28 protein-coding genes are annotated in these 25612 nt (G+C 54.2%); 18 read left to right on the top strand and 10 right to left on the bottom strand.

All coding sequences use genetic code 11. The annotated features are described in order from the left end of the window. Positions 1 to 329 precede the first annotated feature (329 nt). Positions 330 to 479 carry a hypothetical protein gene (locus ABSE13_RS09755; protein ID WP_424028332.1) on the top strand — a complete coding sequence of 50 codons (150 nt, stop codon included), beginning with the start codon at positions 330 to 332 and terminating at the stop codon, positions 477 to 479. A gap of 143 nt (positions 480 to 622) precedes the next feature. Here the strand turns inward: ABSE13_RS09755 and ABSE13_RS09760 are convergent, their stop codons facing one another. Then, a complete protein-coding gene (locus ABSE13_RS09760; RefSeq protein ID WP_424028333.1) occupies positions 623 to 1102 on the bottom strand; it encodes a hypothetical protein in 480 nt (159 codons plus the stop codon). Between the two features lie 352 nt (positions 1103 to 1454). Here ABSE13_RS09760 and ABSE13_RS09765 point away from each other — a divergent pair, with 352 nt between their 5' ends. Further along, complete coding sequence (locus ABSE13_RS09765; protein WP_424028334.1) at positions 1455 to 2564, top strand: PAS domain-containing sensor histidine kinase; 1110 nt, start codon at positions 1455 to 1457, stop codon at positions 2562 to 2564. Positions 2565 to 3226: 662 nt separating this feature from the next. On the opposite strand, the gene ABSE13_RS09770 is transcribed toward ABSE13_RS09765, so the two are convergent. Then, positions 3227 to 4213: a hypothetical protein gene (locus ABSE13_RS09770; protein ID WP_424028335.1), complete on the bottom strand. Its 987-nt coding sequence runs from the start codon at positions 4211 to 4213 to the stop codon at positions 3227 to 3229. Positions 4214 to 5015: 802 nt separating this feature from the next. Here ABSE13_RS09770 and ABSE13_RS09775 point away from each other — a divergent pair. Together ABSE13_RS09775 and ABSE13_RS09780 are read left to right on the top strand one after the other, a co-directional pair. Further along, entirely contained in the window at positions 5016 to 5252 is a 237-nt protein-coding gene (locus tag ABSE13_RS09775; protein WP_424028336.1) for a hypothetical protein, read from the top strand. Between the two features lie 188 nt (positions 5253 to 5440). Continuing rightward, a complete protein-coding gene (locus ABSE13_RS09780; protein WP_424028337.1) occupies positions 5441 to 5701 on the top strand; it encodes a hypothetical protein in 261 nt (86 codons plus the stop codon). A 208-nt stretch (positions 5702 to 5909) separates the two neighbouring features. Here ABSE13_RS09780 and ABSE13_RS09785 read toward each other — a convergent pair whose 3' ends face one another. Together ABSE13_RS09785 and ABSE13_RS09790 are read right to left on the bottom strand one after the other, a co-directional pair. Then, on the bottom strand, positions 5910 to 6437 hold the full coding sequence (locus ABSE13_RS09785) for a pyridoxamine 5'-phosphate oxidase family protein (protein ID WP_424028338.1): 528 nt from the start codon (positions 6435 to 6437) through the stop codon (positions 5910 to 5912). A gap of 187 nt (positions 6438 to 6624) precedes the next feature. Then, positions 6625 to 6957 carry a DUF4870 domain-containing protein gene (locus tag ABSE13_RS09790; protein ID WP_424028339.1) on the bottom strand — a complete coding sequence of 111 codons (333 nt, stop codon included), beginning with the start codon at positions 6955 to 6957 and terminating at the stop codon, positions 6625 to 6627. Positions 6958 to 7328: 371 nt separating this feature from the next. On the opposite strand from ABSE13_RS09790, the gene ABSE13_RS09795 reads away from it, so the two are divergent. From ABSE13_RS09795 to ABSE13_RS09810, 4 genes are all read left to right on the top strand, one after another. Beyond that, on the top strand, positions 7329 to 8918 hold the full coding sequence (locus tag ABSE13_RS09795; RefSeq protein ID WP_424028340.1) for a PKD domain-containing protein: 1590 nt from the start codon (positions 7329 to 7331) through the stop codon (positions 8916 to 8918). Positions 8919 to 9105: 187 nt separating this feature from the next. Further along, the gene (locus tag ABSE13_RS09800) at positions 9106 to 9765 is read left to right on the top strand and encodes a DUF4013 domain-containing protein (protein ID WP_424028341.1); all 660 of its coding nucleotides are present in this window, start codon (positions 9106 to 9108) and stop codon (positions 9763 to 9765) included. A gap of 117 nt (positions 9766 to 9882) precedes the next feature. Further along, positions 9883 to 10500 carry a double zinc ribbon domain-containing protein gene (locus ABSE13_RS09805; protein ID WP_424028342.1) on the top strand — a complete coding sequence of 206 codons (618 nt, stop codon included), beginning with the start codon at positions 9883 to 9885 and terminating at the stop codon, positions 10498 to 10500. A 217-nt stretch (positions 10501 to 10717) separates the two neighbouring features. Continuing rightward, entirely contained in the window at positions 10718 to 11731 is a 1014-nt protein-coding gene (locus ABSE13_RS09810; RefSeq protein ID WP_424028343.1) for a hypothetical protein, read from the top strand. Between the two features lie 140 nt (positions 11732 to 11871). On the opposite strand, the gene ABSE13_RS09815 is transcribed toward ABSE13_RS09810, so the two are convergent. Continuing rightward, complete coding sequence (locus ABSE13_RS09815) at positions 11872 to 12021, bottom strand: hypothetical protein (RefSeq protein WP_424028376.1); 150 nt, start codon at positions 12019 to 12021, stop codon at positions 11872 to 11874. Positions 12022 to 12111: 90 nt separating this feature from the next. On the opposite strand from ABSE13_RS09815, the gene ABSE13_RS09820 reads away from it, so the two are divergent. Continuing rightward, on the top strand, positions 12112 to 12243 hold the full coding sequence (locus ABSE13_RS09820; RefSeq protein ID WP_424028344.1) for a hypothetical protein: 132 nt from the start codon (positions 12112 to 12114) through the stop codon (positions 12241 to 12243). Positions 12244 to 12247: 4 nt separating this feature from the next. Next, a complete protein-coding gene (locus tag ABSE13_RS09825; RefSeq protein WP_424028345.1) occupies positions 12248 to 12520 on the top strand; it encodes a hypothetical protein in 273 nt (90 codons plus the stop codon). A gap of 245 nt (positions 12521 to 12765) precedes the next feature. Here ABSE13_RS09825 and hisI read toward each other — a convergent pair whose 3' ends face one another. Beyond that, a complete protein-coding gene (hisI, locus tag ABSE13_RS09830; protein ID WP_424028346.1) occupies positions 12766 to 13134 on the bottom strand; it encodes a phosphoribosyl-AMP cyclohydrolase in 369 nt (122 codons plus the stop codon). After that, on the bottom strand, positions 13135 to 14370 hold the full coding sequence (locus ABSE13_RS09835) for an A24 family peptidase C-terminal domain-containing protein (protein WP_424028347.1): 1236 nt from the start codon (positions 14368 to 14370) through the stop codon (positions 13135 to 13137). A gap of 170 nt (positions 14371 to 14540) precedes the next feature. Here ABSE13_RS09835 and ABSE13_RS09840 point away from each other — a divergent pair, with 170 nt between their 5' ends. From ABSE13_RS09840 to ABSE13_RS09855, 4 genes are all read left to right on the top strand, one after another. Next, positions 14541 to 15152 (top strand): hypothetical protein, encoded by a 612-nt coding sequence (locus ABSE13_RS09840; RefSeq protein WP_424028348.1) that lies wholly within the window; start codon positions 14541 to 14543, stop codon positions 15150 to 15152. Between the two features lie 105 nt (positions 15153 to 15257). Beyond that, on the top strand, positions 15258 to 16367 hold the full coding sequence (locus tag ABSE13_RS09845) for a V4R domain-containing protein (RefSeq protein ID WP_424028349.1): 1110 nt from the start codon (positions 15258 to 15260) through the stop codon (positions 16365 to 16367). Between the two features lie 58 nt (positions 16368 to 16425). Next, positions 16426 to 17220: a response regulator gene (locus tag ABSE13_RS09850; RefSeq protein WP_424028350.1), complete on the top strand. Its 795-nt coding sequence runs from the start codon at positions 16426 to 16428 to the stop codon at positions 17218 to 17220. A gap of 284 nt (positions 17221 to 17504) precedes the next feature. Further along, positions 17505 to 18248 carry a hypothetical protein gene (locus ABSE13_RS09855; RefSeq protein WP_424028351.1) on the top strand — a complete coding sequence of 248 codons (744 nt, stop codon included), beginning with the start codon at positions 17505 to 17507 and terminating at the stop codon, positions 18246 to 18248. Positions 18249 to 18408: 160 nt separating this feature from the next. Here the strand turns inward: ABSE13_RS09855 and minD are convergent, their stop codons facing one another. The 3 genes from minD to ABSE13_RS09870 form a co-directional block, all read right to left on the bottom strand. Continuing rightward, positions 18409 to 19203, bottom strand: coding sequence for a cell division ATPase MinD (gene minD, locus ABSE13_RS09860; RefSeq protein WP_424028352.1), 795 nt, complete (start codon positions 19201 to 19203; stop codon positions 18409 to 18411). A 70-nt stretch (positions 19204 to 19273) separates the two neighbouring features. Beyond that, positions 19274 to 19804 carry a hypothetical protein gene (locus tag ABSE13_RS09865; protein ID WP_424028353.1) on the bottom strand — a complete coding sequence of 177 codons (531 nt, stop codon included), beginning with the start codon at positions 19802 to 19804 and terminating at the stop codon, positions 19274 to 19276. Positions 19805 to 19890: 86 nt separating this feature from the next. After that, positions 19891 to 20694, bottom strand: coding sequence for a hypothetical protein (locus ABSE13_RS09870; RefSeq protein ID WP_424028354.1), 804 nt, complete (start codon positions 20692 to 20694; stop codon positions 19891 to 19893). A gap of 241 nt (positions 20695 to 20935) precedes the next feature. Between ABSE13_RS09870 and ABSE13_RS09875 the strand changes: the two genes are divergently transcribed. The 4 genes from ABSE13_RS09875 (at position 20936) to ABSE13_RS09890 (ending at position 25611) form a co-directional block, all read left to right on the top strand. Continuing rightward, the gene (locus tag ABSE13_RS09875) at positions 20936 to 21283 is read left to right on the top strand and encodes a roadblock/LC7 domain-containing protein (protein ID WP_424028355.1); all 348 of its coding nucleotides are present in this window, start codon (positions 20936 to 20938) and stop codon (positions 21281 to 21283) included. Positions 21284 to 21295: 12 nt separating this feature from the next. Beyond that, positions 21296 to 22066 carry a roadblock/LC7 domain-containing protein gene (locus ABSE13_RS09880; protein WP_424028356.1) on the top strand — a complete coding sequence of 257 codons (771 nt, stop codon included), beginning with the start codon at positions 21296 to 21298 and terminating at the stop codon, positions 22064 to 22066. 190 nt (positions 22067 to 22256) lie between these two features. Beyond that, the gene (locus ABSE13_RS09885; protein WP_424028357.1) at positions 22257 to 24695 is read left to right on the top strand and encodes a type II/IV secretion system ATPase subunit; all 2439 of its coding nucleotides are present in this window, start codon (positions 22257 to 22259) and stop codon (positions 24693 to 24695) included. Further along, the gene (locus ABSE13_RS09890) at positions 24688 to 25611 is read left to right on the top strand and encodes a type II secretion system F family protein (protein WP_424028358.1); all 924 of its coding nucleotides are present in this window, start codon (positions 24688 to 24690) and stop codon (positions 25609 to 25611) included. The genes ABSE13_RS09885 and ABSE13_RS09890 overlap by 8 nt, the downstream gene beginning before the upstream one ends. Position 25612 lies beyond the last annotated feature (1 nt).

The raw sequence follows: 25612 nt of genomic DNA on the forward strand, positions 1-25612 counted from the left end.
AACCCGTCCTTTCACTTTTACGGCACAACCCCCGGTTGTCCGCAAGATGGATTTTGTTGTTATATAATAAACGTCTTATCGGCCAAAACTCGACACGTTCACGTTCTGTTTTTTAGTAAAAATAATTCCAGGCTTTCGGCTTGCCCCCTCCGTTTCCTTCGGCTTTCTGCAACGCACGCTCGTATCGCAGCCCGGGCAATCCCCCTCGACAGGAGCAAGCCCTGACGGCCCCCCTCAAAGGCGGAGCCTTAGGGAATAACTGTCAGTATCACTGCAGATTTTTTTTCACTCAACACCAATGTTATGTCATTTCCGTCTGACAGAATAGTATGGATGCTGAACAGGTCGCATGCACTGCAACAGGTCCTGACTGGTGCATTGTGCTCATTGCTGTCATCGCGCTTCTTCTGATAACCGGTGTCGCTGTTGTTGGCTACCGGCTCATCGCGGATTACCGGAAAAAGACGGAGATCTCCTGATCTCCTCTCACTTCTGGAAATTCCGGGGAGTTGTATACACTTCCAGCGTCCAGAACCTGGCGCTTAGCAACGCCCTTCCGTATCGCAGTCCGGGTAATCCCTGCCCGGGATCCCCTCACGCCGTGCCTGAATGCCCGGGTACCTCAGATCGGGACGCCCAGGGGCTGCTGGCTGCACGCCTCGACCGTATCGGTCATGGTATTGTAGGACAAATTCCTGCTGTATGCGTCCCGTATCAGCGGAATTCTCTTGTTCTCTCTTGAATATCCCGCAGTGGTAGGGTCATCTTTTGTAGCCTTGAGGACGTTATACTTGTAGTTCACCGCACACACATCCTTCGGGTCCGGGGTATTCTGCATGCAGGTGGTAAATGCCAGCTGGGAGGTTACATCGGAGATGACGGGGGTAGCGGCGGAACATGCTTCTGCCGCACCGGCAAATGCCTTATCCGCAATTGCCGCCGTATCCGGTGTCGGAACGGGTGCGGATGTCGGCATGGTGGTAAATGCAGGGGTTGGCGCCGGAGTATACGTTACCGCCGGGGTGCTCTCAACCTGAACAACCGGCGGGTTGTTGGTACTCGTACAACCACTCAGCGCAGTCATCAGGACGACGACTGCCATAATTACCATGAAAACCGATGAGCCTTTCATATACCTTTAGATCCCGCTGAGGGACGATAAACTCTCGGATTGGGTTCCCTCCCCCACTCCCCTGGTTCATTCCCTTGTCGGCATTCCCCGATACCGCAGGCCCACAGCCTTTGTGGGAGAGGTTCTCTCCCTACTCATCAGCGCTGTGGCAACGCCCTTCGCCACACCGGCGGTGCAATCCCCCCTGACGAGTGCACCTGCCGATAGCCCGCCGGCGAACGCGGGACCGGGTTGAAGATCATGGCCCCCCTGTAAAATCCGGAAAAATTTTACATTTTTTAGGAAGGTTGAATATCATACGTATACCAATATCCAATAAAGGATGAAACCGGGGAACGCAGAGGATCCGGGACCTGACGCTCTGGTCAGGGCCCCGAAAGAGTTTTCAAATCTCATCGAGAGCATCCCTCTTGGTGTTTTCCGCCTCTCCCCGGCGCCCGGCCACCCCGTCGTGTTTGCAAACCGGAACCTCGCACTGATGCTCGGGTACGGGTCCGCAGACGAGATTATCGGCACCCACGCACGGACCTTCTTCCCCCCATCGGAAGATATCTCGTCCATCAGGCATGATCTGTTTATCCGGGACGCGCTGACGAACATCGAAGTGCCGCTGGTCCGCAATGATGGTTCGGAGATCCGGGTCATGATCACCGCGAAGCTGCAGTACGCGGCCGACCATTCTCTCGAACAGATCGAGGGCTTCTGTGAGGATATCACCGAGCGGAAGGTCTTCGAGATGGAGATGCAGTACCACGATGCGGAGCTGAACCGGTATGCCCTTGCCCTCTCGCTGGCAAACAAGAAGCTGAACCTGCTCCAGAGCATCACAAGGCACGATATCCTTAACCAGCTCATGGCACTTGGGTTTTATCTCGAGCTGATGAAGGAGTCAATCACCAACCCAGAGTTCCTTGAATATATTTCAACCGGTGAAAAGGTCACTGAAACTATCCGCAACCAGATCCAATTTACCCGGGATTATCAGGATATCGGTGTATCATCGGCCCAGTGGTTCGATGTTGAGAAGACCGTACGGGACGCAACCGCTTCCCTTCCGCTGGGGAAGGTCGTGCTGGAAACCGATGTCTGCAACCTGATGGTCTATGCCGATCCGCTGTTCGAAAAGGTGTTCTACAACCTCGTCGAGAACGCATTGCGCCACGCGCAGGGAATGACCAGGATCCGGTTCTCGTATTACCTGTCCGGGGATTCGGCGGTTCTCATCTGCGAGGACGATGGGTGTGGTGTCCCTTCCGGGCAGAAGGAGGCAATCTTCCGGCGCGAGTTCTATAAGCATACCGGGTTCGGCCTCTTCCTCAGCCGGGAGATCCTTGGCATCACCGGGCTCTCGATTCGCGAGACGGGCGATCCCGGCACGGGTGCACGGTTCGAGATTATTATCCCCCGGGATTTCTTCAGGATCGGATTATGAGATCCGTTTGCCGGTCCGGGGGTCCTCAGGCTCCGCCCTTTCCACCCGGCCCCTTGCAATGCCCGGCCCATCAAGCCCACCATTTTTCCAGTTTTCAGAGAATGGTAATACTAAAAGCAGTGGGATGCAATCTGCAGTAAACCTATACCCTGAAATAGCGACGCGGAGTAACAAAATGAGAGGTTGATGTATGGCCGGAGAATCTGAAAAACAACCGAAAGGGTCAGCAAAACTGGTATCCCCCTGTGGAAGTGGCTGTCAGAATTTTGTGGAAAAAACCTGTCCCGGTGAAGATACCGGGTGTGCATTATACTGGCGTTTTTCACAAGGTCTTCCCTGACAAAAAACCGGGATCCACGTACGAGTCCGCCATCCCCCTCTTTGAAAAGTGATATCAGAAGTGACGGGCTGCGAAATGTGGGATAACAATAACCCGCACCACGTGTTTGGGGAACCGGATTTGGACCTCTCTGTTTGCAGGAACCAGGACAATTCTTGATCATCTCCGTCCTCTTGGCAACGCCCTTCCGTATCGCAGCCTGGCAATCCCCTCGCGGGCAAAAGTGCCGACGGCCCACCACCCCAGGCGGATCCGTTGGATACACTCTACACATACATTCCGGAATTTCCTGAATTCTCTCTCGATGGAACAGGAATAATATTCATTCTTTTTTATCGGCAAATTCCCTGCATGCAAGTATTACTAGGAAAGGAAGAACCAGGATCCAATAATGCAGGTACTGGCGGATAAGAAGTGTTCCTGACAAGACGAAAATAAAAATAAAAATCGCACGTTCCGATGGCGATCCAAGTCCTCTCCGGACAACACTCGCTCCGGAAAACAGGACTACGGGAAGCACAACAAAAATACTGGAAATAAGGCTTATTGCATAGGAAAACAGGTCGTCCGTGTGATAGTTGGGAATATCTGCGATTGTCTGCCCGGTGATATAGGCGGGTCCCACACCGAATGTCCAGTTCAGGGCACTCATCATCGTTGTAGTGCCGTAAACGAACAGCAGCACGCCAAACATAACCATACCTGTGGCGATCGCAGGTATGATCAGGTATTGGAACCGGCGATCCCCCTGTGCCCACATCAGGTAAATCAATGGAATAAAACCAAGGAGGGCATATTGCTTGAATCCAAATGCAAGGCCGATACAGATCCCTGCATACATGTACTGTGATTTTCGTGCGGAGACAAGGGCCAGCAGGAGAAACAGGACTGCAAACTGTTCACTGAACAGGAAATACCCCTGAGTGAATGCGGCCACAACAAGGTAGAGAAGACCGGCAGAAAAACCCGAAATATAACCATAGTCTTTGTTCCCGATATAAAAAACCAGGAGGGCACAGATTATATTGATCAGGGTTATTACGGGGGTGTCAAGCAGACCCGGCGGCTGCACCAGATCCATTGCTGCAACAACGAAGAAGAGAAGGGGCGGTTTGGGATCGACAAAACTGACATAGGGTGCAAAGCCGTTGATGATCATCCGGGCCATCTCATGAAACCTTTCGGCATCAACCCCCGCCCATCCTCCGGTATCGATCTTTTGCATTACGCAGGCAATTATGCAGGCAATGATAATGTACGACAGTGAAACTGCAATCAGCTGCAGGTAAATTCGCCGGTCGTCGTCCACAAGGGACCGTTTGCTATTATATAATAAACGATTTGTCGGCCAAAACTCAACACGTTCACGTCCCGGTGTTCCGTGATGCGATGCCGGGCCCCCGGTTCACCCCTGGCACCCGGCCCGGCAGGAGCATGTGCCGACGGCCCACCGGCGCAGGCGGGACCGGGGTAATCCGGGCCGGAACGGGGGAGTTACCCGTCGCGATCATCTACAATCAGCTGCCGGCCTGATGTGTCCGTTACTGCAGGGCGGAACCGGGAATAACTGCAGAAATTTTTTTCACTCAATCGCCATTATTGTCCGTCCGGAAAAATGTTCCTGCAGGGAAACGGATGCGTCTCTTCTCTATCCATCCCTATATGGGTATAGAATCTATAACCGGAAAGCTATTGTGCTAATGATTAGCACACTCTGGTATAACCTCAAAGGAGGTGAGCGAAAAATGTTTGACTGGAACCTGTTCCTTAACATCATCATCGCGATTCTCCAGGCCATTGCCCATGCACTGCCCGTATAATATGGCAGGACCGGGTCATGGGGAGGCGGCAGGAAATTATCTCCTGTTGTTCGCGGTGATTATGCACCGGATGAAGACTTCCCATTACAACAAATTTCTTTTTTTTCCGGCAGTTTCCCGATACCTGAAATTTCCTCCCCCCTTGTCAGCGTGATTATCACCGCCTTGGAATCCTGTAGAATCCGGGCGAATGTGATGACGTCTCACCGCCGCACGCGGACCCGGGCGCTCCTTGTCAGTAACTGAAAGCATATAACGTTATGTAACGTATAACGTACAATGCCGCCGTATATGATGTATCATACACACTCGTTCGTCGGGCCAATCCTGATGTTCGCCGTCTGGATAGTACAAGTGCTCATTGCATATCTTATCTGGAAGGACGCAAAAGAACAGAAGATGCTTGCGCCGGTCTGGGCAATTCTTGCGATCCTGCCCATGTTCGGGTATCTCGTTGACGTGCTCTACCTGATCATACGGGAGGTACGGTCTCCCCGGAAAACAGAAACTCCCCCTGCGACGTTATAACCGGACTGATCTACCCTCCATCAAGAGATAAGATCTATCAGCAGATCTGAAAAAAAATATTTTTTCATAAGGGATCAGGCTTCATATATTTTGGGAATTTTTAGCTAACCTGCGATCCCGGATCAATCGGGTTATCCTCACTTGGCGCTGGATCTATAAAACTGGTCCTGGATCACAGCCCCACGCATATGAAAGGAGCTGCATCCGGTGTCATGAAAGCACTTGGCAATACCGGTATCATCCTCGGGATCGTGATCTTCCAGATTGCATTCTCTGAAACCCTGCTTACCGCGGAGGCCGCGGCGCAATTACACGATCCGTTCACGGTCCCGATGCCGACGATAGCTGACGGGTTCCAGGCGACTTTTCTCCTCGCAGCGGCACTCAAGTTTTGCTGCGGTATTCTTTGCATGGCATGCACGGGACGCAGTGGTGGATGCCTCTTCTGAAGATTCCCCGGGGGTATAGGGAGGAACCTTAACCCCCTCTCGTTCCCTCCGGTGACAACGGACCCCGGAAACGGACCCGGGTGAACCGGAAGTACGTGAAGATCCTGGTCACGTTCCTCCTGTGCCAGCGACTTCTTTGCTCCTCGCCTCACAAAAAAGAAATTGAGAACTGTCTCACCGTTTCCGGAAGTTTACTTTTGGAAGCGCCTTAGCGCTTCCAGACTTCCAGGCTTGCCATGTTCTTCCCGTGGTACGTGATCTCGTTCGCTGTGAACACGAGCACGACAAAATCGGGATTCTCGGGCGTCTTGAAGAACTGTTCGAACATCGGGTTCCAGTATTTCTTCTTCGTAGCTACATCCTCGTGGATTTTCCCTTTTGCCTGGATCTCGACATACGGGTCGGAGAACTCCTTTCCCGACCATGTGGAGAGGGCCGCGTCGGGATTCTTCTTCAGCTGCCCGACCTTCTTTGAGGATTTCATCGTTGCCCCGACAAGGGTCATGTCGGGAAAGCCGGCAAGCACCATGAACCGGACTGCAGGCAGCTTCCCGTCAAGCGTTGCGACGGCGGTGGGATGGGGCCCCCCGATTACGTCCATAATCTGCTCTTTGAGTACCATGCGGGACATTCTGTCCAGGGTCGTATTAAACGTACTGATCGGGGAAGCCGGGTGGCCACGCACCTTGCCGGTTTCGTGCCGGACCCGGGTGAAGATCAGAACTACCCGTCCCATTGCCCCGTATGACAATGCAACCCGGAATCCGGCCGGGAAAAATGTAATAAGAATCCGGATCCCGTCCCTTTCGGACTTACCTGGAACCACCGATCCCCGGGGGTAGAGAGTGACACCCCCGGATACAAAATACCGTCAGCCGGCGAAGAAGATTAAGTGATGAAATGGATCACTAATCCAGAAAAAATTATACCCAGGATTCGGCCATGTCGCCGACAACCGGGAGCTTGAACTTCTCGCCCTGGTATGACTTGATGATGAGCAGGATCCAGAGAATGAGTTCAACGAGCCAGACCAGGAGCATGAGGATGCCGATGAACGGGATGATGAAGGCGAGAACCATGATCACAATATACACAATGAACAGGCCAACGAACACAATGATTGACTGTGCTGCGTTGAACCTGACCGTCTTGTTCTCCTTCTCTACGAGGAAGAAGATGATACCGGTGATGAATCCGAGTACATACGTTAACGCCGATGCAATGTTCTCATCAAGACCAAAAGTTGCTTTCTCCATAAATCTCTCTCCGTAATTTTACATGCATAAATCTTTTCTCAAAGCATTAAAACGTTTTGAATCAATTGCTTTGGCCAAAATTGCCTTAAAATCTGCGGAAATGCCCGGAAACCGGGTATCATTTTCTCCCGGAAAGTATTTGAATGGTAAAACACGTTCCCTGTATCGCGTGACTTTGGCGCTATGATTTAGCCTCCTGTTCGATTATTCATCCGGCCCCGGGATTAATTCACTGCCGGTAAGTCCCGATTATAAAAATCTCCCCGCACAAGACGTGGTTCACCGGGCCAGCTCCCCATCTGGTGATACGACCGGTCCAGCAGGCTTTAATATCGGGATGGATACCATGATTTTATATCTGGATGAATACCATGAAACGCAATTCCCTGTGGCTCCTTTTGACCCTGGCCGCGTCATTCCTCTTCCTGACGGCCGCAGCCGGCGCAACCTCACCGGCAGCATTGTTTACTTCGAATATCACAAGCGGATCTGCACCCCTGTCTGTGCAGTTCATCGATACCTCCACCAACACTCCTACCGGCTGGGTCTGGTCCTTTGGCGATGGATGGACTTCGACTGGCGAGTCCCCGGTCCACCAGTATACCGGGATCGGTACCTACACCGTTACCCTGACGGTCACGAATGCCGATGGCAGCAATACCGTCACCCAGGCCGGGTATATCACTACCACCAAGGTGGCGGATAAGCCCGTGGCCGCGTTCGTCTCGAACATCTCGGCCGGGAGCCAGCCTCTTTCCGTCCAGTTCGTAGATTCCTCCAGCAGCTCCCCCACGTCATGGGCCTGGTCCTTTGGCGACGGCGGGACCTCCGCCGCCCAGAATCCCTCGCACACCTATACGACAACCGGAACGTTCACGGTGACGCTGACCGCCACGAACTCGGCCGGCAGCGCAACGATCTCGAAAGATGCATTTATTACGGTGGCCGCTGCATCCACCACACCGGGCGCATCCTTTTCTGCAACAAAGACTTCCGGCACAACGCCCCTGTCCGTGCAGTTCATCGATACCTCCACCAACAGCCCGACCACGTGGGTCTGGTCCTTTGGTGACGGGTATACTTCCCTGCAGCAGAACCCCGTGCATACCTACAACTCCGTGGGAACCTACACGGTCACCCTGACAGCATCGAACAGTGCCGGCAGTTCCACGGCGACACGATCCGGTTACATCACCACTACCCTCGCCGCCCCCATCGCCTCATTCTCGTCAAATATCACCACAGGAACGGTTCCCCTGTACGTCCAGTTCAATGACACCTCGGGAAATGCCCCTTCTACCTGGTACTGGTACTTCGGTGACGGCAACACGTCATCCGTACAGAATCCCGTTTACGGGTATACCCGTGCCGGGTCCTATACCGTAGTGCTGACCGTCTCCAACACCGTCGGGTCCAACTCCACAACCAGTGCGAAGTACATCAATGTTTCGGCGATCGCCATTCCTGTTGCCTCGTTCACTTCCGATGGGACAACGGGAACCCTCCCCCTCACGGTCCGGTTCACCGACACGTCAACAAACTCCCCCACGTCATGGGCCTGGAATTTCGGTGACGGCAGCACATCAACGGACCAGAACCCGTCGCATGTCTACCTCAGCGGAGGCAGTTTCACGGTAACCCTGACGGCGACCAACAGCGGGGGAAGCCAGACTATCACGTCAAGTAACTACATTGCCGTCACGGCAATTCCCACGGTAACGATTACCACCGTACCGACAACGCAGCCGGTAACCCCGGGTACTTCTGCGGCTTCTCCTGCCGACCAGGTTCCGGTCACAACGGAGACCACAACTGCACCTGCTGCATCCTCCGGTGACTCTTCCGGGCTGCTCCCGGTGATCCTGGTGGTACTTGTTGCAATAGGTTGTATTGCCATCGTGTATATCCTGAAGAGAAGGCCGCCGAAGGGACCGCACCATTCTCACAACAGGGAACTCTGATCCCCCCGCATCTTTTTTCGGGAATCCTTTTTTCCCCGGGGAACCTCCGGGTTTGCTGAACTAAAATGTATTCAGGAATGCCGGGTTTATTCCGGTGCCCCTGGTTCTCATGTCAGATCCAATCCTGCGGGATTTTTATAATATCCGGTCCAAACATCCCATATCATAGTAGTTTACAGGTGATACCATGGATTTCGGAAACATGCTTGGCGACTCCTTTGCCTATGCAAAGGACGCAGTGGTAGGTAAGTGGAAACAGTGGCTCCTCCTGATCATCGCGACGGTCCTCCTCACCATCCCCCTGATGGGATATACCCTGAAGGTGTTCCGGGGCGAGAAACCCGCTCCGGAAGTGACCGGCTGGGGTACGCTCATTATTGACGGGATCAAGTACATCATCGTTGCATTCGTCTGGGCAATTCCCTGCCTGATCATCCTGCTTCTCACCCTGGGTTCGCTCATTGCCGCTATTGCCAGTGGTAACTCTGGGGCGGCTATGGGGTTCATCGGTGGTGCGCTTATCGGGCTTCTCATATTCCTTGTGGTAGCGATCATCACCAGCCTGCTTGCCACCATCGGCATTGTCCGGTTCGCACGGACCGGCAGCATGGGCGAGGCCTTCAACTTCGGTGCGATCCTTGCCACCATCGGGAAGATCGGCTGGGGTACGTATATCCTCGCCATGATCGTCCTGGTCATTGCGCAGTTCGTCATCGCCCTGGTCCTCTGCATCTTCGGGCTCATCCCGATCCTCGGCATCATCGTGGAGCTTATCTTCCTTGCCCCGATCTCGATCTTCGAGGCCCGGTACATCTGCCAGCTGTACGATGCAGCCGGCACGGCCTGAACTTTTTTTCTTTCATCCCTTATCCCGGCCCGTCCCTGGTCCGGATACCGGAACGAAAAATTATACTATCCGTCCTCCACCATTGGTACAAGCGAATCCGGAACCGCAGGTAACACGATGCTCGATCTCAAGAAATGTCCCAGGTGCAGGGAACAGACCGATCTGAAAAACGAAGTCTGCCCCTATTGCGGTCACCACTTCTCCGAACCGGAGTCCTCCACGTCCCGGTCACCATCATATCAGCAACCGCAGAACCGGTGCCCGAACTGTGGTGCATCGGTACCTGCAGGCCGTCCGGTCTGTCCTGTCTGCCGGGCCTCCCTTACGCAGACTGGCAGGTCCCGCACGATCTTTGTTGTTGCCGGGTTTGTTGCAGCCGTTCTTATGCTTGCCCTGTTCGTCTTCTACCTCCCCTCGCTACCCCCCGGCAACACCCCGCCGGCCCCGGCACAAAATGTGACCCCGGCGCCGACCATGCCCCAGTGCATTATCGCGATCACCGGGCAGAAGGTATCCGGAAACACTATCCAGCTCCATCTCATGGAAATGACCTGCGTGCAGGGAGATATCTCGAAACTGCGGGTAATGGTGAACGGCCGTGATGCATGGATCCTGGATCCACGGCTGGGTGCATCGGGGAATTACCCCGGTCATGCCGGCCCGGATTCCGTTGTCGTGGTAGCGGTTTTCAGCAGCGGGTACGAGAAGACGGTACTTGAATCAACCTATTCCTGATTCATGACGGGCAAAAGAACCGGAGACGGTGAACTGTATGGGACGTACAGCACCATCAACGGGTCACCCGGGTGTCCTGTTCCCGGTGCCGGGACCGGTGAAAATCCGGATAAACCTTTTTCCTGCACCGGGATAATGGTTCGGCCTTTTTGTTCCTGTGTGGCCCCGGGAACCCTGGAAAGTGCCTTTTTATACCATTTTCTTCCACATAACAAGTGTGTCAACACCAGTCGGTGCCGCAATTCTTGCGCTTATGGTATCGGCGCTCCTGATCGCCGGGTGCCTTGCCCCCGGTAACAACACCTCGCTGACAACGCCAACGACCCCCCGGACGTCATCGGTGACGGTGATCGAAGTCACGACCACGCCCACACTGGTACCTGAGAACGTTACAATAACCCCCCCGCTGCCAGCCGCAGCTGTCACGCCAAACGTCACGCTCCCCGGGGCTGCGACCCTGGAGACCGGGCCAAAGAAACAGGCTTACCCGTATGCGATACGGACACGGTCTCAATTCCTCTACCTCGATACGTATGACGGCGTTGTGGACTACCTCCAGAACCAATACCCCGACCGGCCCACGGATTTTTACAACCCGGCTACCCTCGGGCCGTACTACCGGCAGTATGTCAGCGATCCCGTGCAGAAAAAATACCTTGCGGACTTTATTCTGAACATCCATGACCGGAGCGAGCTGCCGGAAGAACGGGTCCGGATCGCGGTGAGCCTGATCCAGCACATCCCCTATGCCCTGACCCCCCGGACCCTCTACCCGTACGAGGTCCTCCATTACGATATGGGAAAATGTGACGACAAGTCAATCCTGATGGCGTATGTCCTTTCGGAGATGGGCTACGGGACTGCCCTGTTCCTGTATTATCCCGAGCACCACATGGCGCTCGGTCTCAAGTGCCCGGTACAGTACAGCTACAACGGGTCCGGGTACTGTTTTGTCGAGACCACGGAACCGTCAATCATGACCTACAGCAACGGGACCTACGTGGATGTCGGGAAACTGACTTCAACACCCGATATCATCAAGATCTCCGACGGGGAGTCTTTCGACCAGATTGGCGAGGAGTATACTGATGCCCGGTCCTTCGATGCCGTGATCAACAGTGCGACCTGGAACGGCACAATGATGACACTGGATGCGATCAACTACAATCAGTTCGGGTACCTCCGGCAGAAATACGGCCTCTGGGACCTCGATATCCAGAAACTCCCGTGAGCAGGCGGGATACCCGATCCCCTGGTACCCCGCGGCACCCGGCGCAGGGTTCGGCCCGGTATAATATCCCCGGGTGGCCCCCGGGAGATCGTTTTTGTCAGGTGCAGCTGCGTACAGGGAATGCGACAACACCGGGCCGGTCAGGTTCTGAGCAGGTACGTGATCCCGAGGAACGCAAACCCCATGGCGCAGATCAGGAAGAACCTGAGGTAGATCCAGTGCTCGAAGGCCGGGAAGCCAAAGACGATCATCAGCCAGAGCCCTATGATGATGATGATGATCCCCGCCATTATTTTTAGGAAAAAGGTTGATTTGCGGCGTCTGGATTTTAGCACAGATGACGGTTGTATCACACATGCCGGTTTTTGTATTCCTGCATAATGAGCATTGTGGAATGCCTGCATTACCGGGACAGGTCTGCCGGTGCCATCCCGGTACGTGCAGCCCCGGTCACTTTCACCCCCCGCCAGCCCGATCTTAATCCCCCTGCTGGTGTCACGTACATCCGGTGATGTGATGCGAAGGAAAGACCTTGACCCGCTTATCTTCCGCTGGAAGAAGACCACCCGGGCACTGAAGATCCATGACCAGTCCTATGGGAAGCGGATTACGGATATCCTGGAGCAGTGCACGGATACGGACCTGGTGCTCTTCACCGATCCGGTGGAGGCGGCTGCATTCTTCTGCCTGCTCGACCTGGCCGGGAAGATCCCGGGCGAACCGTGCCATGCCGGGCCTGCCCTGCCGGAAGGACAGTGCCCTCTCCTGCCGGAGTATTGCCTGCCTTAATGCCTCTGAATACTTGTACGGGTTTACCCGCAGGGGGAATCACCCGGTAAACTCCCTGCATTCATGAGGACTGTACCATACAGGTTGTCAACGGGAATCATCCCCCCATGGGGCGGGTGCAGAACGGGCTATGCAAAAAATGGAACGGGACTGATAACCAGGTACCATCCGGCCAGGAGAGGCCGGTGAAGGTTGTAACGCACGGATTCCGGACCTGAATATGCAGGAGTAAAAACCAGCCAGGGTTAATGGCCCGGCTTTTTGTAAACTTTTTCCGGATCGAAGACTTTCAAGCCGGTGACGGTACCGTCCAGCGTCCGGTAAAAACAGGACATGTAGCCGGTGTGGCACGCCGCGCCGGTCTGCTGCACCTCGTAGATGAGGCAGTCCTCGTCACAGTCGGAGAGGATCCGCAGGACCTTCTGGAAGTGGCCGCTCTCCTCACCTTTCTTCCAGAGCTTCTTCCTGCTCCGGCTGTAATAATGGGCAAAACCGGTCTCGTTCGTGAGCCGGATCGCTTCCTCGTTCGCATACGCCATCATCAGGATCTCCCGGGTCTGTGCATCCTGCACGATCACCGGGATCAGCCCGTTGTCATACTTCAGCGCCAGCATCTAAATTCCTCCGGTGAAAATTTTCATGATCGTGAGCAGGAAATCGCCAAAGACTACCGCGGTGACAAATCCCGCAGTGATAGGGATGATGAACGGCACCGCGTACGAGATCCAGACGGTACCGGCCTTTTTGTACATAGCGAGCTCATCGGCAAAATCCTCCGGGTGCTCCCGGAGATCCTTGGTATAGACCCGGTCCTCCCCGGAGTACATGCGCCGGAGTGAATCGAAGAACCCGATGAACTTCCGGGAGATTTTCCCGTTCGTTTCTCCGAAGTCCTCCATCACAAAGCCCCATTCCTTCTGGATCTCCGCACCCTTGACCGGGAAGCCAAAGAACATGTACATCAGCGGGGCACGGTTCCCCCGGGCGATGTTGATGATGAAGATTCCTATCGGCGCCGCGAGGTTCAGCAGCAGTGCATTGATCAGGACCGAAAAGGAGAGGAAGCCCAGAGGAGGTATCCCGAGGAGGGGGGCAAAGGGGAACGTGGGTACGCAGAATGACATGAATATCAGTGCCCAGGCATCCGCCCCGCCAAAGAGGTTCATCCTGCCAAAGATGTAGAAGACGCCGCAGAAGACCGACAGCAGCAGGATCAGGATGGCAGGCTGGCCCCAGGCGGGTTTGGCCCCGGCACTGGCGCTGAAGAGCATCAGGGCCGAGACGATTGCGAAGATCATGATGACCAGCACGAAGTACCAGCGGCTGATCGTATCCTTCACGTCAGCAACCGCAGGCTCCTGGTTTTTCCGCTTCTGCTTCTTACGGGGCGTTTCCTCCGGGACGCCCTTGTATTCCATATAGGTGGCATAGGCAAAGATACCCGCAAACATCATAAACCAGGGGATGATCTGGGAGTTCACCGATGGCGTGAGCACAAACCATGAGAGCACCGGCAGAGCGATCACAGGGACGAGATACCAGAACATCCGGGATTTCGCATAATACCCGGTGAGCCCAAGGGAATCCGTCCTGCCCCGGTTGTCCAGGTAGTCCGCGTAGAGGAAGCTTGCGACGAGGGCGAGGTACCCGGTCACGAGACTTGCATTTGCCGTTGTCTGCCAGAGCAGGACGGAGGTGCAGATGATGCCCACAGCCAGCATCGGGAGCCAGTGGATGAACGGTACCCTCCGGTCACGGATATCCAGGTATGAGGTATAGATCAGGGTGGCGAGGACAGCGACCGCCGAGATCACCATGGGGTAGAAGATCTCCATAAATCCTATATACATTCTTTTTTGGAGAACTTATGCATGGCGCTAAAGTGCGCTCAAAAAAACCGGTTCTCCCCGGCACCCGGTACCGTAAATATATATTCCCCTCTATCCCATATTCCCATGAGTACAGATCGCGGTCACCCGATGAGGGTCAGGCCGGATCAAATGCAGGACAAACTGATCTCATGAAAATAAAGGACCTGATTGAAAATATCCTCAAAGGCTCACAGTATCTGGGGACTTTCACACTTCCTGACATGTTCAGTTTTGCCAAGGCAGGCAGCGTCAGTGGTATTGCCGTGGCAAAAGAATCCGGGAAAGAGTTGTACCTCGCCCTGATCAGCGGCGAACCCGAGGGGGCGATTTATATCGACGAGAAGGGGGAGCTCTATGGTGACAAGGCGGTCATGATGATAACCGGCCATGAAAAATTCGTGCTCTGCGAGGTGAAACCGGATATTGTCGAGGCCGTGGTGATGGGATGCAGGATCTTTGAGAAGTCACACCTGAGAATGAGCATCAATTACGTCCTGCCGGAGATTGGCATGAAAAGCCAGGGCATGGGGGTACTCACCCTCGTTATCCAGCGGGATCACGAGCCGCAGAACGGTATCCGGGTCTCGATCCGCAGGGACGGCAAGATTGTCGGGAGCGATGTGACCACCGATGACGGCAGCGTGGGGTTCAAGGTATTATTTGGCGATTACGACTGCATAGTGCAGGACCGCAGCCAGATGATCACCTCGTTCCGGATAAAATTCAATGAAACAAATCCAAAAAATATACTCGAACTTTAATACCCTGTATCAGGTCTGTTTTTCTTTTCTGCCGCAAATCCTGCGAACCCCGTCAGGAAACATAAGACGAAACACTTTAATTGGATAATGACAGAACAATGCTTTATGAAGATCGGACGTGAAGACTTCGAGGCGCTCATAAAAGGCGACAAGACCATCGCCCCGTACATCGAGCTCGACCCTCTTGCCGGTTCGTACTCAGTATTTGGGGTCAAAACGGCCAGTAACCCGAATTATCTCATCAGGGCAATATACGAGATGTATGAGGCAAACCTCAACAAGAAACTCGCAGTAAAAGCAGTGCGCAAACTCTTCCGTTCGGTCGGGGCCGGGTCAGTAGGGCTCAACAACCTGTTAAAGAAACTTGGCATGGACTTAAAGCCCGCGGAATTCCTGATGCTGGTCTTCAAGCTCCAGCACCAGCAGGGATGGGGCGCCCCCTTTGAACTCGTGGAGGCAAGCGACAAGCGGATCATCCTCCGCACCAAGCAGACCTTCGAGTCCGTAGTGCTCAAGGACTGGAACATGGCAGTCTGCGGTATCCACCAGGGATGGATCGAGGGGGTCCTCATGGCAGTGACCGGTAAGCCATGGTTTGCTCTCGAGAAGACCTGCCACGCGAAGGGCGATGAGTACTGTGAGTTTGTCTGCGACCAGGTCGAGCCGAGCTGGAAGTTCAAGGCAGAAGCCGTGGTCAAGGGAGACTCCGCGATCACCGAGTTCATCGAGCACAAACCTCTCGAAGGCACGATCCAGCTGATCGACGAGCCGGTGGTCATGATGCCCCGGTTTATCTTCACGTCCATGACAAATTCCTTAAAAAAGACCATGGGAGAAGCACCGGCAAGCGGGGTGAATTACCGCGCCTACATGGACATGGGCAAGGAGAATGTGGAACACTACAAGAAGATGGGCATCACGAACCCGAAGACGCTCTCCGACATGGCTTTCACCTTCTATTCCCAGATGGGCTGGTTCAACGTGATCAAGGAGGAGTGGGACGAGAAGACCAAGACCAAGCAGATCTACCTCTCCCATACGGTGGAATCGGAATCCTTCGGCAGCACTGGCAAGAACGTCTGCTACTGCACGGCCGGCCTCCTTGCCGGTATCATCGAAGGTTCGTTCGGGATCCGGGTACAGGCAAAAGAGGCAAAGTGCAAGTCCAAGGGTGACGAGCACTGTGTCTTCACGATCACCAACAAACCTGAATAAACCTATTTTTAAATAGCACCTCGTCCTATTTTTACGCATACGAGATAACCGGAATCCTATGGCTCCCATCCCCCGCATCCTCATTGTCGAAGATGACGATATCATCTGCAACCTGATCACCACGATGCTGGAACGCCGCGGGTACAGCGTTGTCGGCAGGATCAGTTCCGGGGAAGAAGCGATTGTCAAGGCTGCGGAACTGGAACCCGACCTTGTTCTGATGGATATCAGTCTCGCGGGCCAGATGGACGGCGTTGCGGCAGCCCGGTATATCTTCCAGCTCTTCCAGTACCCGATTGTCTTCTTAACCGCCCTTGCCGACGACAAGCTGATCGAGCGGGCAAAGCACGCCCAGCCGCTTGGCTATATCCTCAAACCGTTCACCGACAAGGACCTCTCATCGAACGTGGAGATGGCCCTGTACAACCACAGTATCCGGAAGAAATACCTGGACGCCTACCCCATAGGTGAACCCAAGAAACTTATGGCCAGTCTCGACACCCTCCTCGTCATGGACACGAAAGGCCGGATCGTCTTCTATAATCCTTATACGGTCCGGTTCCTTGATCTCCCCGAGAACCAGATCCTGATGCACCACTGGCGTGAGCTCATGATGATCGTCAACGACCAGACCGGGGAGGAGGTTCCCGATCCCGTTCCCGAGGTGGTTAAACAGATGCTCGTGGTAACCCATGAATTCAATACCGCCGTGGTAACAAAGGCCGGCAAAAGCAGGAAAGCCGGTGTCACGATCCGCCCGGTCAAAGATGACAAGCACGAACTGATTGGCGTTTTTATGCATATCAGGGAAAAGACCCTTGACCAGATCAAGATGGCTGCAAAGAAAGCCTGAGCCTGTTTTTTAAAACGCCGGGAAGCCCGGGCAGGAGACTGCTGCCAGCACCCCGCACCCGGTACATCGCGGATTTCCCCGTACCTTGTTTCTGCAACAACTTCCCTGTTTTCTCGTGTTTTCCGGTTTCCGGGTGATAGATCGGCCGGAACCGGCAGGATCCGGGCTGTGCTCCAACAACTATTTAATAAAAAAATAGCCAATATTTATATTGAGCAGATACTATTCCTGCCCTTTTAAAAGGGGTACAGGTAAAAGTATCAGCCTCTGGAAGGAATGACTGCGTGACCGGCATCGTACATTATGAGCGCTGCAGAACTGCATGGAACGAGTCACGGCATACCTATCTTATAGATGTCGGGAACCAGATTGAGATCCCGCTGGTACTGGTATCACCGGCCACCGAAAGCCGGGTCCTCTCTCCCCCTCACCAGGAAACCCGGTATTTTGAGATCGAGGTTGACGAAGTGCGTAAGAACGGAGAGAAAACCTTTGTCTTCCAGAATATTTTTCCCGTCAGGGCCGGACGAAAACCGGATTGGTTCTTCCTGAAGTTCAGGATCAAGCGAGGTGGCTGGACGATCACTGAACGCATCTATGCCCGGGCATCTGACCGTGAGTCCCAGTGGATCTATACGGACGATTTCAACATCCTCTTCCTCTCGTCCGGTGGCAGGCACGATCTTGAGATGCTCATCAATCTCGTCACTGCCCGGCTCGATGAGATTGCCATCTCGGTGAAGTCAGGAACCCCTCTCCCCTCCCAGTTTGAGACCCAGCTGGCATGCAGGGACGTGCTCGACTCCATGTTCAGCGATGGTGTTGACCGTGCGTTCCGCGATACCGTACTCTACCGGCAGCCTTCCCCGGTCCCTTCTGGAGATCCCCCCCGGACAGTCTTCCTTTCAGGTGCGGATATCTGCCGCAATCATGGCAGGATCGCTGTACCTGTGGATCTGGCAGCCGACCTGAACGTGAACCTGGATCAGATTGAAGAGCTCGATGACCTGAGCTGGCTGTACGAATAACGGGAATATCGCCCCCCTTGTTTTAATGCTTGTTCCCGGCCGGGAACAGATACGGGGTTTACAGCACGGCGATGCGTGCAATCAGCGGGATAACAGGTATGGATGCGGAAAGATTCGCGAACCGGTTTATCTTTAACGTGAAAAAAAGGAATAAAAAAAATTACTTCTCGGACTTCTTCTTGAAGAGTGCCTTGCTGAACCGGTCTATGAACCCTTCCTTGACCTCTACTGTCTTCTCTTCCTTGTAGGCGACACCGACAAGATCGGAGGCGATCCGCTTTATCGCCTTGGACGCAGGGGACTGGGGGAATTTGATCACGATCGGCGTTTTTGCAGAAGAGGCCCGGCGGACATTGGAGTCTTCCGGAATGATGCCGATGACCTTGACGCCAAGGACCTTCTCCATCTTCTTTGTGATGATATCGGTTTTGTCCTGGTCCACTCGGTTGATGATGGAGCCCAGCACGTGTCCGCCGACAACTTCGGTCAGGATCTTGGTCTTGAGGGCATCGACAATGGAGGAGAGTTCAGGGTTGACAACAAGGATCACTTCATCGGCGACGGCAAGGGGTACGACGCCGTCCTTGCTGATGCCGGCAGGGGCATCGATGAGGAGGAATTCACAGCGCTTGACGAGTTCGCTCATCACGTCCCGGATCTTGTCCGGGTCTGCCTGCTGGAATCCCTGGAGTGAGATACCGCTGGGGATTACCTTGAGCCCCGCAGGTCCTTCGTAGATCGCGTCGCTGATATTTCCCTTGCCTGCAAGGATCTCATGAAGGGTGATCGGTGCATCCTGGAGCCCAAGAACAAGGCCTACATTTGCCATACCGATATCCGCATCCATCAGGTATGTCTCCTTGCCGAGTTGGGCGAGCATTGTTCCGAGGTTAACAGAAACCGTGGTTTTTCCTGTACCACCTTTTCCGGAAGCGATTGTGTAGACCTTGACCATTGAACACCCTGTGGTAATACGTATTCCCGTTGTGTTTATATAAGATTACTGGATTTTTCTCATATTCGTGTTATATCCACTTGTTTAAAATATCTTTTGTATCTCTCTCAATCATACTCGTGACATCTCCGGGTATCCGGAGGTTTGTCCGGATAATCCCGACCAGGTCGGAGCCCTTGTGATCCAGGCCGAAGAGCACAACCCCGGGAGTTTCGGTAAGCGGGTCATTCGCGAACATCTCGCCGAACCGTGCAGCATCGTCCTGCGCATCCTCTCCCCCGCTGGAGGCAAATACCAGCCCATCGGCCGTAGCGATGGTAAACTGGTCCAGGGAGTACTTTTCCGTGAGGGTGCGGAGGCTCGTGGTGATATCGATCATGCCCTCGGTGACACTGGTATCCCCGGGCCGCGGGAGTACGCCCGGTTTCTGTACCTGACGGGGGATGGATTTCGGCGATACCGGGAGAACAGGTTTTATCCCGGGCCGGTAATCCAGGTTCTGCGCTTTCTGCATGCCCGGAATGTTCCGTTCAGCGGAAGGTGCCGGCAATCTGCCTTTTCTCCGGACAAGGACCACAACAGCAGCTGCAGTCAGGATCACGAGCGCAATGATCAGGTATACCAGCAGGGAATCGGGAACGGGAGGTAAAACGGCGATGATGGATCCACTCCTGTAGCGGGATGTTGTCAGCGCTCCATCAGGTGTTCCAGATGGAGTTGTTTGATCATGGTCTTGCAGTCATTCCGGATCTTATCCGTGACATTTTCCAGGTCCATGGTGTCGAATGTGTCAATATCCGAATCAAAACTGGAAGCTCCCTGATCCGGAGCAGGCTGGTCCGCACCCGGGATACCCCGTGGCGGTTCTGCCTTTGGTGCCGGCATCCTCTGCGACGGGGGGATTTGCGATGCCGGCTTTGTGGCGGATTCGGTATGCGTGGGGACGGAAAGCGGCTTGTGTTCCGGCGCCGGGGGGACTTTCTGCGGAGCGGTGGGTCTTGGAGCAGACGCTGCTGGTGCGGCCGGTACAGCTGCGGGTTTTAACGCAGCTTTTACCGGTGCTGCGGGGGCAGCAAAATGCGATGATGACGGAGGCTTTTTTGCCGGCTCATGCTGGGCCGCCTCATGATGCTCCTGCCGGGGCAGGGGAGCCGGCGCCTGCTGGGATTGCCCGATTTTTCCTGCTTTTACAATCTTGCAGGCTTTGTTGAATTCCAGGGAGAGCTGTACCTGGGCCTCATCCAGCGAGGAGAGTGCCGCATCTACCTCATCGCCAAGAATTTTCTGCAGCTCACCCCACCCGGCATCCCCTTGTTTTCCCTGGAACTTGACAAGGATACACTTGCCCGCCTTGAACACAAGGGTCCCCATATTCGAGCCGGAAGAGATGCTGCAGATCCCGGAAAATTTCGTCCGCTCGAGCTCAAGCAGAATGCTCTCTACGGTTTCATTCTTCTTGATTTCGCGAAATGTACCCCTCGGGAGTTGCATTGTGTTTAATTTAGCGGTATTCTTGTATATAGTTTCTTTTTATGCAGCCCGGTCGGGATAAAAAGGATGTGCGCTTGCACCGGAAGATTCCGATGGGTATATATGCTTCTCCCCCGGTGGGTCCGAATCGTTGTCTTATTGGGGGGTATTTTTGCCATACAACCATGGTAATGAGGAATATCAAAACCAACATTTTAATAGCAATAACGCAAGAAAGATAAATTTATAAAGTGGTGCACATATGCTGAAACCATTATTGGAAGAATTTCTCAAGGTAGAAGGGGTATCAGCTGCGGTCGTCGTGGGAAGGGACGGGTTCGTTATCGAGAGTGCAGTCTCGGGTAAAGTCGATATCGAGGCCCTTGGAGCCATGGCTTCAACAGGTCTTGGTACTTCCGAAGCGATGGGCAATACGCTGGGTAAGGGCGAACTCTCGCAGATGCTCGTAGAACTGGAGAAAGGGCCGATCATCCTCTCGCCGTTGTCGGCTGACGAACTCATTGCGATTGTTGCGGATACTACCTCTAATGTCGGAAGGATCCGGTACGAACTGAAGAAGAACAAAGAACGAATCGTCGCTGCCCTCTAACCCCATTTTTTTATGAAGTTTCCAGCAGGAACCGACGGCGGTATCATTTCCAACCCTCAGGATGAGGGGTTTATCCGGGATCTGATGGCCTTTGTCGGCGCGATCGAGATAGAAACCGGATCAGGACACGGTTTCATCCTTACCGAAAACGGGAAACTGATATCAGCCTATTTCCGGAATGATAACGGTGTGTTCAGGGGAAAGGAAGCCCTCTCCCACATGACCCTGGATTCTGACGGGAATGATGACCAGACTTTCAGCCTGAGGAGATACGATACCGCGGAATTTGTCCTGGCCGTCAGGATTTCCCGGGATGAGCACCTCCTCCTCTCCGGTTCAGTGCCGGCCCCCTCTCCTGCCGAACCACAGCCTGCCCCGCAACCTGTACAACAGCCATCGGCAGAGGCCGGTGCCCAAAAGGCGGCACCGGTCTCATCGGTTCCCCCGGAATACCTTGATGAGACACGGCTCCGGAAGATTCTCAGCCAGCCTGGCGTGATTGCGGTCTCTGCCTTTTTCGAAGGTTTTCCCGTCCAGTCCATCGGGGACGCGGATTTTGAGCATGTCGCTGCATCGGCAGAAGACTTCATGCGGGCCGGCCTTAAGATCACGCAGGAGATGAAGACCGGGAATCTTGATCAACTGATCCTCGAGACTGCGAATAACAAGTTCATCATTGCCCCCTGTGGCGATCTCTATCTTTGTATTTTTACCACAGCCGAGGCCCAGCTGGGCCTGATCCGGGTAGTGCTCAAAAGTATACAGAAAGAGATCACCGGATGACTGGAGGAGACCCTATTCCCCTGACCTGTGCTTCGTGGATATCCGGCAGGCATAGTAGGTTATATCCGGATTCTGCTCCTGTCCACAGGATAGATATACTCACAGGCAAATTATCAATTAACAGCCGGAAGATCGCAGTTTACCCTACCCGTGACACAGTATTTTACGATCAGAATAAGGGAGATCTGATATGAGCAAAGACACTGACGATTCACTTGATGATGTGAACTCACTTATGAAAATGATCGGGAGTGCAAAGAAAAAGGAAGCCTCCCCAAAAGAACAAAACGATACACCGGTGACACCAGCAGCCCCGGAGCCGGCCGGGGCCACGGATGATACCGGGGATTTTTCCGCACTCATGAAAAAACTGGGGATGGCAAACCGGCAGGAATCAGCATCCCGCGCAGATACGGTGAGACCCCCCGACCGGTCTCCCCCTCAACAAGCCAGTCCTGCTGAATCGTCAGAGGAGCAGGTACAGACATTTGATGATCTGCTCGAAGACGAGTCCCCTGCTGAAAAACCCGAACTTCCCGGCAAGGATGTCAGGTCGTCCCTTGGCAAGCTGCTGGCAAATATGAATACCGCCCAGCAGGCATCGTCATCTCCTCCGGAAACGCCCCCTGCGCCCCTTCCTGCAAAGGCAAAGCCTGTTCCTGCACAACCGGAAGAGGATACGATTATAGAGATCATCGATGAAGACCCCAAGGCAGCCCTGCGAAAACCCCTGTTTGCAAAGAAAGCCCGGGTTGTAGCAGCAGAAGAGCCCCCGGCAGCGAAAGAGACCGAAATAGATGAGAAGATCATCACGGTCGACCAGATCTCGGACCTGTCCGGCCTGATCCTTCCCAAGGGCGCCACGTTCAAGATCGAGGAGCTGAAACTGCACGGGCGGATCAATGCATTCGAAGGTGCCCGCGGTAGTGCCCTTCCCGCAGAATTTGCCGAGATCTGGAAGAAGGAATTCTCCACAGCCGGTTTCAAGGATCTCGATATGGAAGAGGAGATGGCATCAGAGAAGGCAAAACTCAAACCGGCCCCGAAGAAATTCGGTCTGGCAACGCTCTTCAATGCCATACATGCTGAAGAGGTGAACTATGATCCCAAGACCCATGGCCCGCTGGTCGACCTCGTGTTCAATGCCAAGCCCGGTATCGAGGAGATGGAGATGTACCCGGTCAACGAGCCGTATGCATACATCAGGATCATCTACGATCACTCCACCCATGAATACACGTACCAGATTCTCGAACCGATCCTGACCGAACCGGAAAAAGAGCTGTTGAAGGAACTCAAGGATCGCCTCTTTGAGACCCTTGATATCAATACCAAAGACATGTCCCGGGAAGACGCCCGGCAGAAACTTCGCGCTGCCACCAACGATATCCTGGCTGATTACGGTTTCAAGCTCGATCCTGCCCAGAAGGAGAAGCTCCACTACAACATGCACAAGGACTTCCTGGGCAACGGCCTGATCGATCCGATCATGCATGACAAGTATATCGAGGATATCTCGTGCGATGGTGTCAATACCCCGCTCTTTGCCTTCCATTCCAGCTATGAATCCATGAAAACCTCGATTGCCTATCACCATGCAGAAGAACTCGACTCGTTTGTTACCAAACTCGCGCAGCGGGCCGGCAAGTACATTTCAATCGCCGAACCTATCCTCGATGCAACCATGCAGGACGGGTCACGTATCCAGATGACACTCGGGACGGAAGTGACCGCCCACGGTTCGACATTCACCATCCGTAAATTCAAGGATGAGCCAATCACGCCGACGGATCTCATCGAATGGCATACCTTCTCACCGCTTGCAATCGCCTATATCTGGCTGGCCGTGGAGAACGGCAAGTCCTCCATCTTTGCCGGCGGGACTGCTTCCGGTAAGACAACGGCCCTCAACGCCATCTCCCTGTTTATCCCCCCGATGGCAAAGATCGTATCCCTTGAAGATACCCGTGAAGTGAAGCTGCCCCACCCGAACTGGATCCCAAGTGTCACCCGTGACTCGTTTGATACGGCAGGGAGGGGTGAAATTAACATGTACGAACTCCTGCGTGCTGCGATGCGACAACGCCCTGAATACATCATCGTGGGTGAAGTTCGTGGCAAGGAATGCCAGACCCTCTTCCAGGCGATGAGTACCGGCCATGTTACGTATTCCACAACGCACGCGGACTCGGTCGCCAGTGTCGTGCACCGTATCGAGAACCCGCCTATGGATGTCCCGCGGAACATGCTCTCGGCACTGGACTTTATCTGCATCCAGGTTCAAGCGCGTGTCGGGGGAAAGCGCATCAGGCGGAACAAGCAGATCGTTGAGATCCTTGATATAGACCCGAGGACGAACGAACTGATCACGAACGAGGTGTTCAAGTGGCGGTCAGCGACCGATGAGCACACCTATTCCGGCAAATCCTACCTCCTCGAAGAGATCATGGAAGCGAAAGGCTGGAGCGAGAACCGGATGCGCGAAGAGCTGAAGCGCAGGCAGGAAGTGCTTGAATGGATGCGGATCAAGAAGATCCGCCACTACAAGGATGTGGCGAAGATCCTGATCTCCTACCACCGGGACCCGGAATCGGTTATTGAGAAAGTACGGAAGGACCTCTATGAATAGTTACGAGCGACTCTGTTTCAATCTCCTTGGCAAACGGATGAAAGGCAAGCGCGATGAATATGCCCAGCTGAGAAATGATCTCATCTCCGCCCGGTTCAAGACCCCCTTCGAAGTCTACCTGTCCACGGCATTCGTCAGTGCGATCGTCGTCGGGCTGTTGGCAGCAGTCTTTATCGGGCTCATTACCTGGCTCCTCAAGCTCCCTACCCTGATCAAGTACCGTGGGGCCGTGCCCGGCCCCCTGGTGGTGCTGTCCACGTACAGTCTCCAGATCGGGACCATTGCGATCACCATCTTCTCCCTGCTGGTGTTTGGCGGTCTCACCTATGCTGCGTTCGTCATGTATCCAAGTCTCGAAGCCGGGAACCGGCGCAGGAACATCGATGCCACCCTGCCCTATGCAATCAATTACGTCACCTCGATGTCGACTGCCGGGATCACTCCCGCCGAAGTGTTCCGGCTCCTTGGGGACAGCCCTATTTATGGGGAGAGCTCTGTGGAGGCCCGGTACATTGCCCGGGAGATCGATATCTTCGGGAGGGATCTTATCGATGCCCTGCGGCTGGTATCGTCAAGCACGCCGAGCAAACGGATGAAGGAGTTCCTGCAGGGTGCCATGGCCAGTATCTCGAGTGGTGGTAACCTGACCGATTATTTCCGGACCAAGGCCGATCAGTACTCTCTGGAAAACCGGCAGACGCAGAAGCTCTTCCTGGAAACCCTCGGGCTGATCTCGGAATCGTATGTTACGGCGATGGTCGCAGGGACACTGTTCCTGATCATCCTGCAGTCGATCATGTCCGTCCTGTCCGGGGATAATCACCCCGTTTTTCTCTATGCCATCACGTACATCATGATTCCTCTTGGCAGCATCGCATTTGTGATCATGATCAGTTCCATGACGCCGGAGGCCTGAT

The organism is Methanoregula sp. (genome assembly GCF_049518935.1).
Lineage (GTDB): Archaea > Halobacteriota > Methanomicrobia > Methanomicrobiales > Methanospirillaceae > Methanoregula.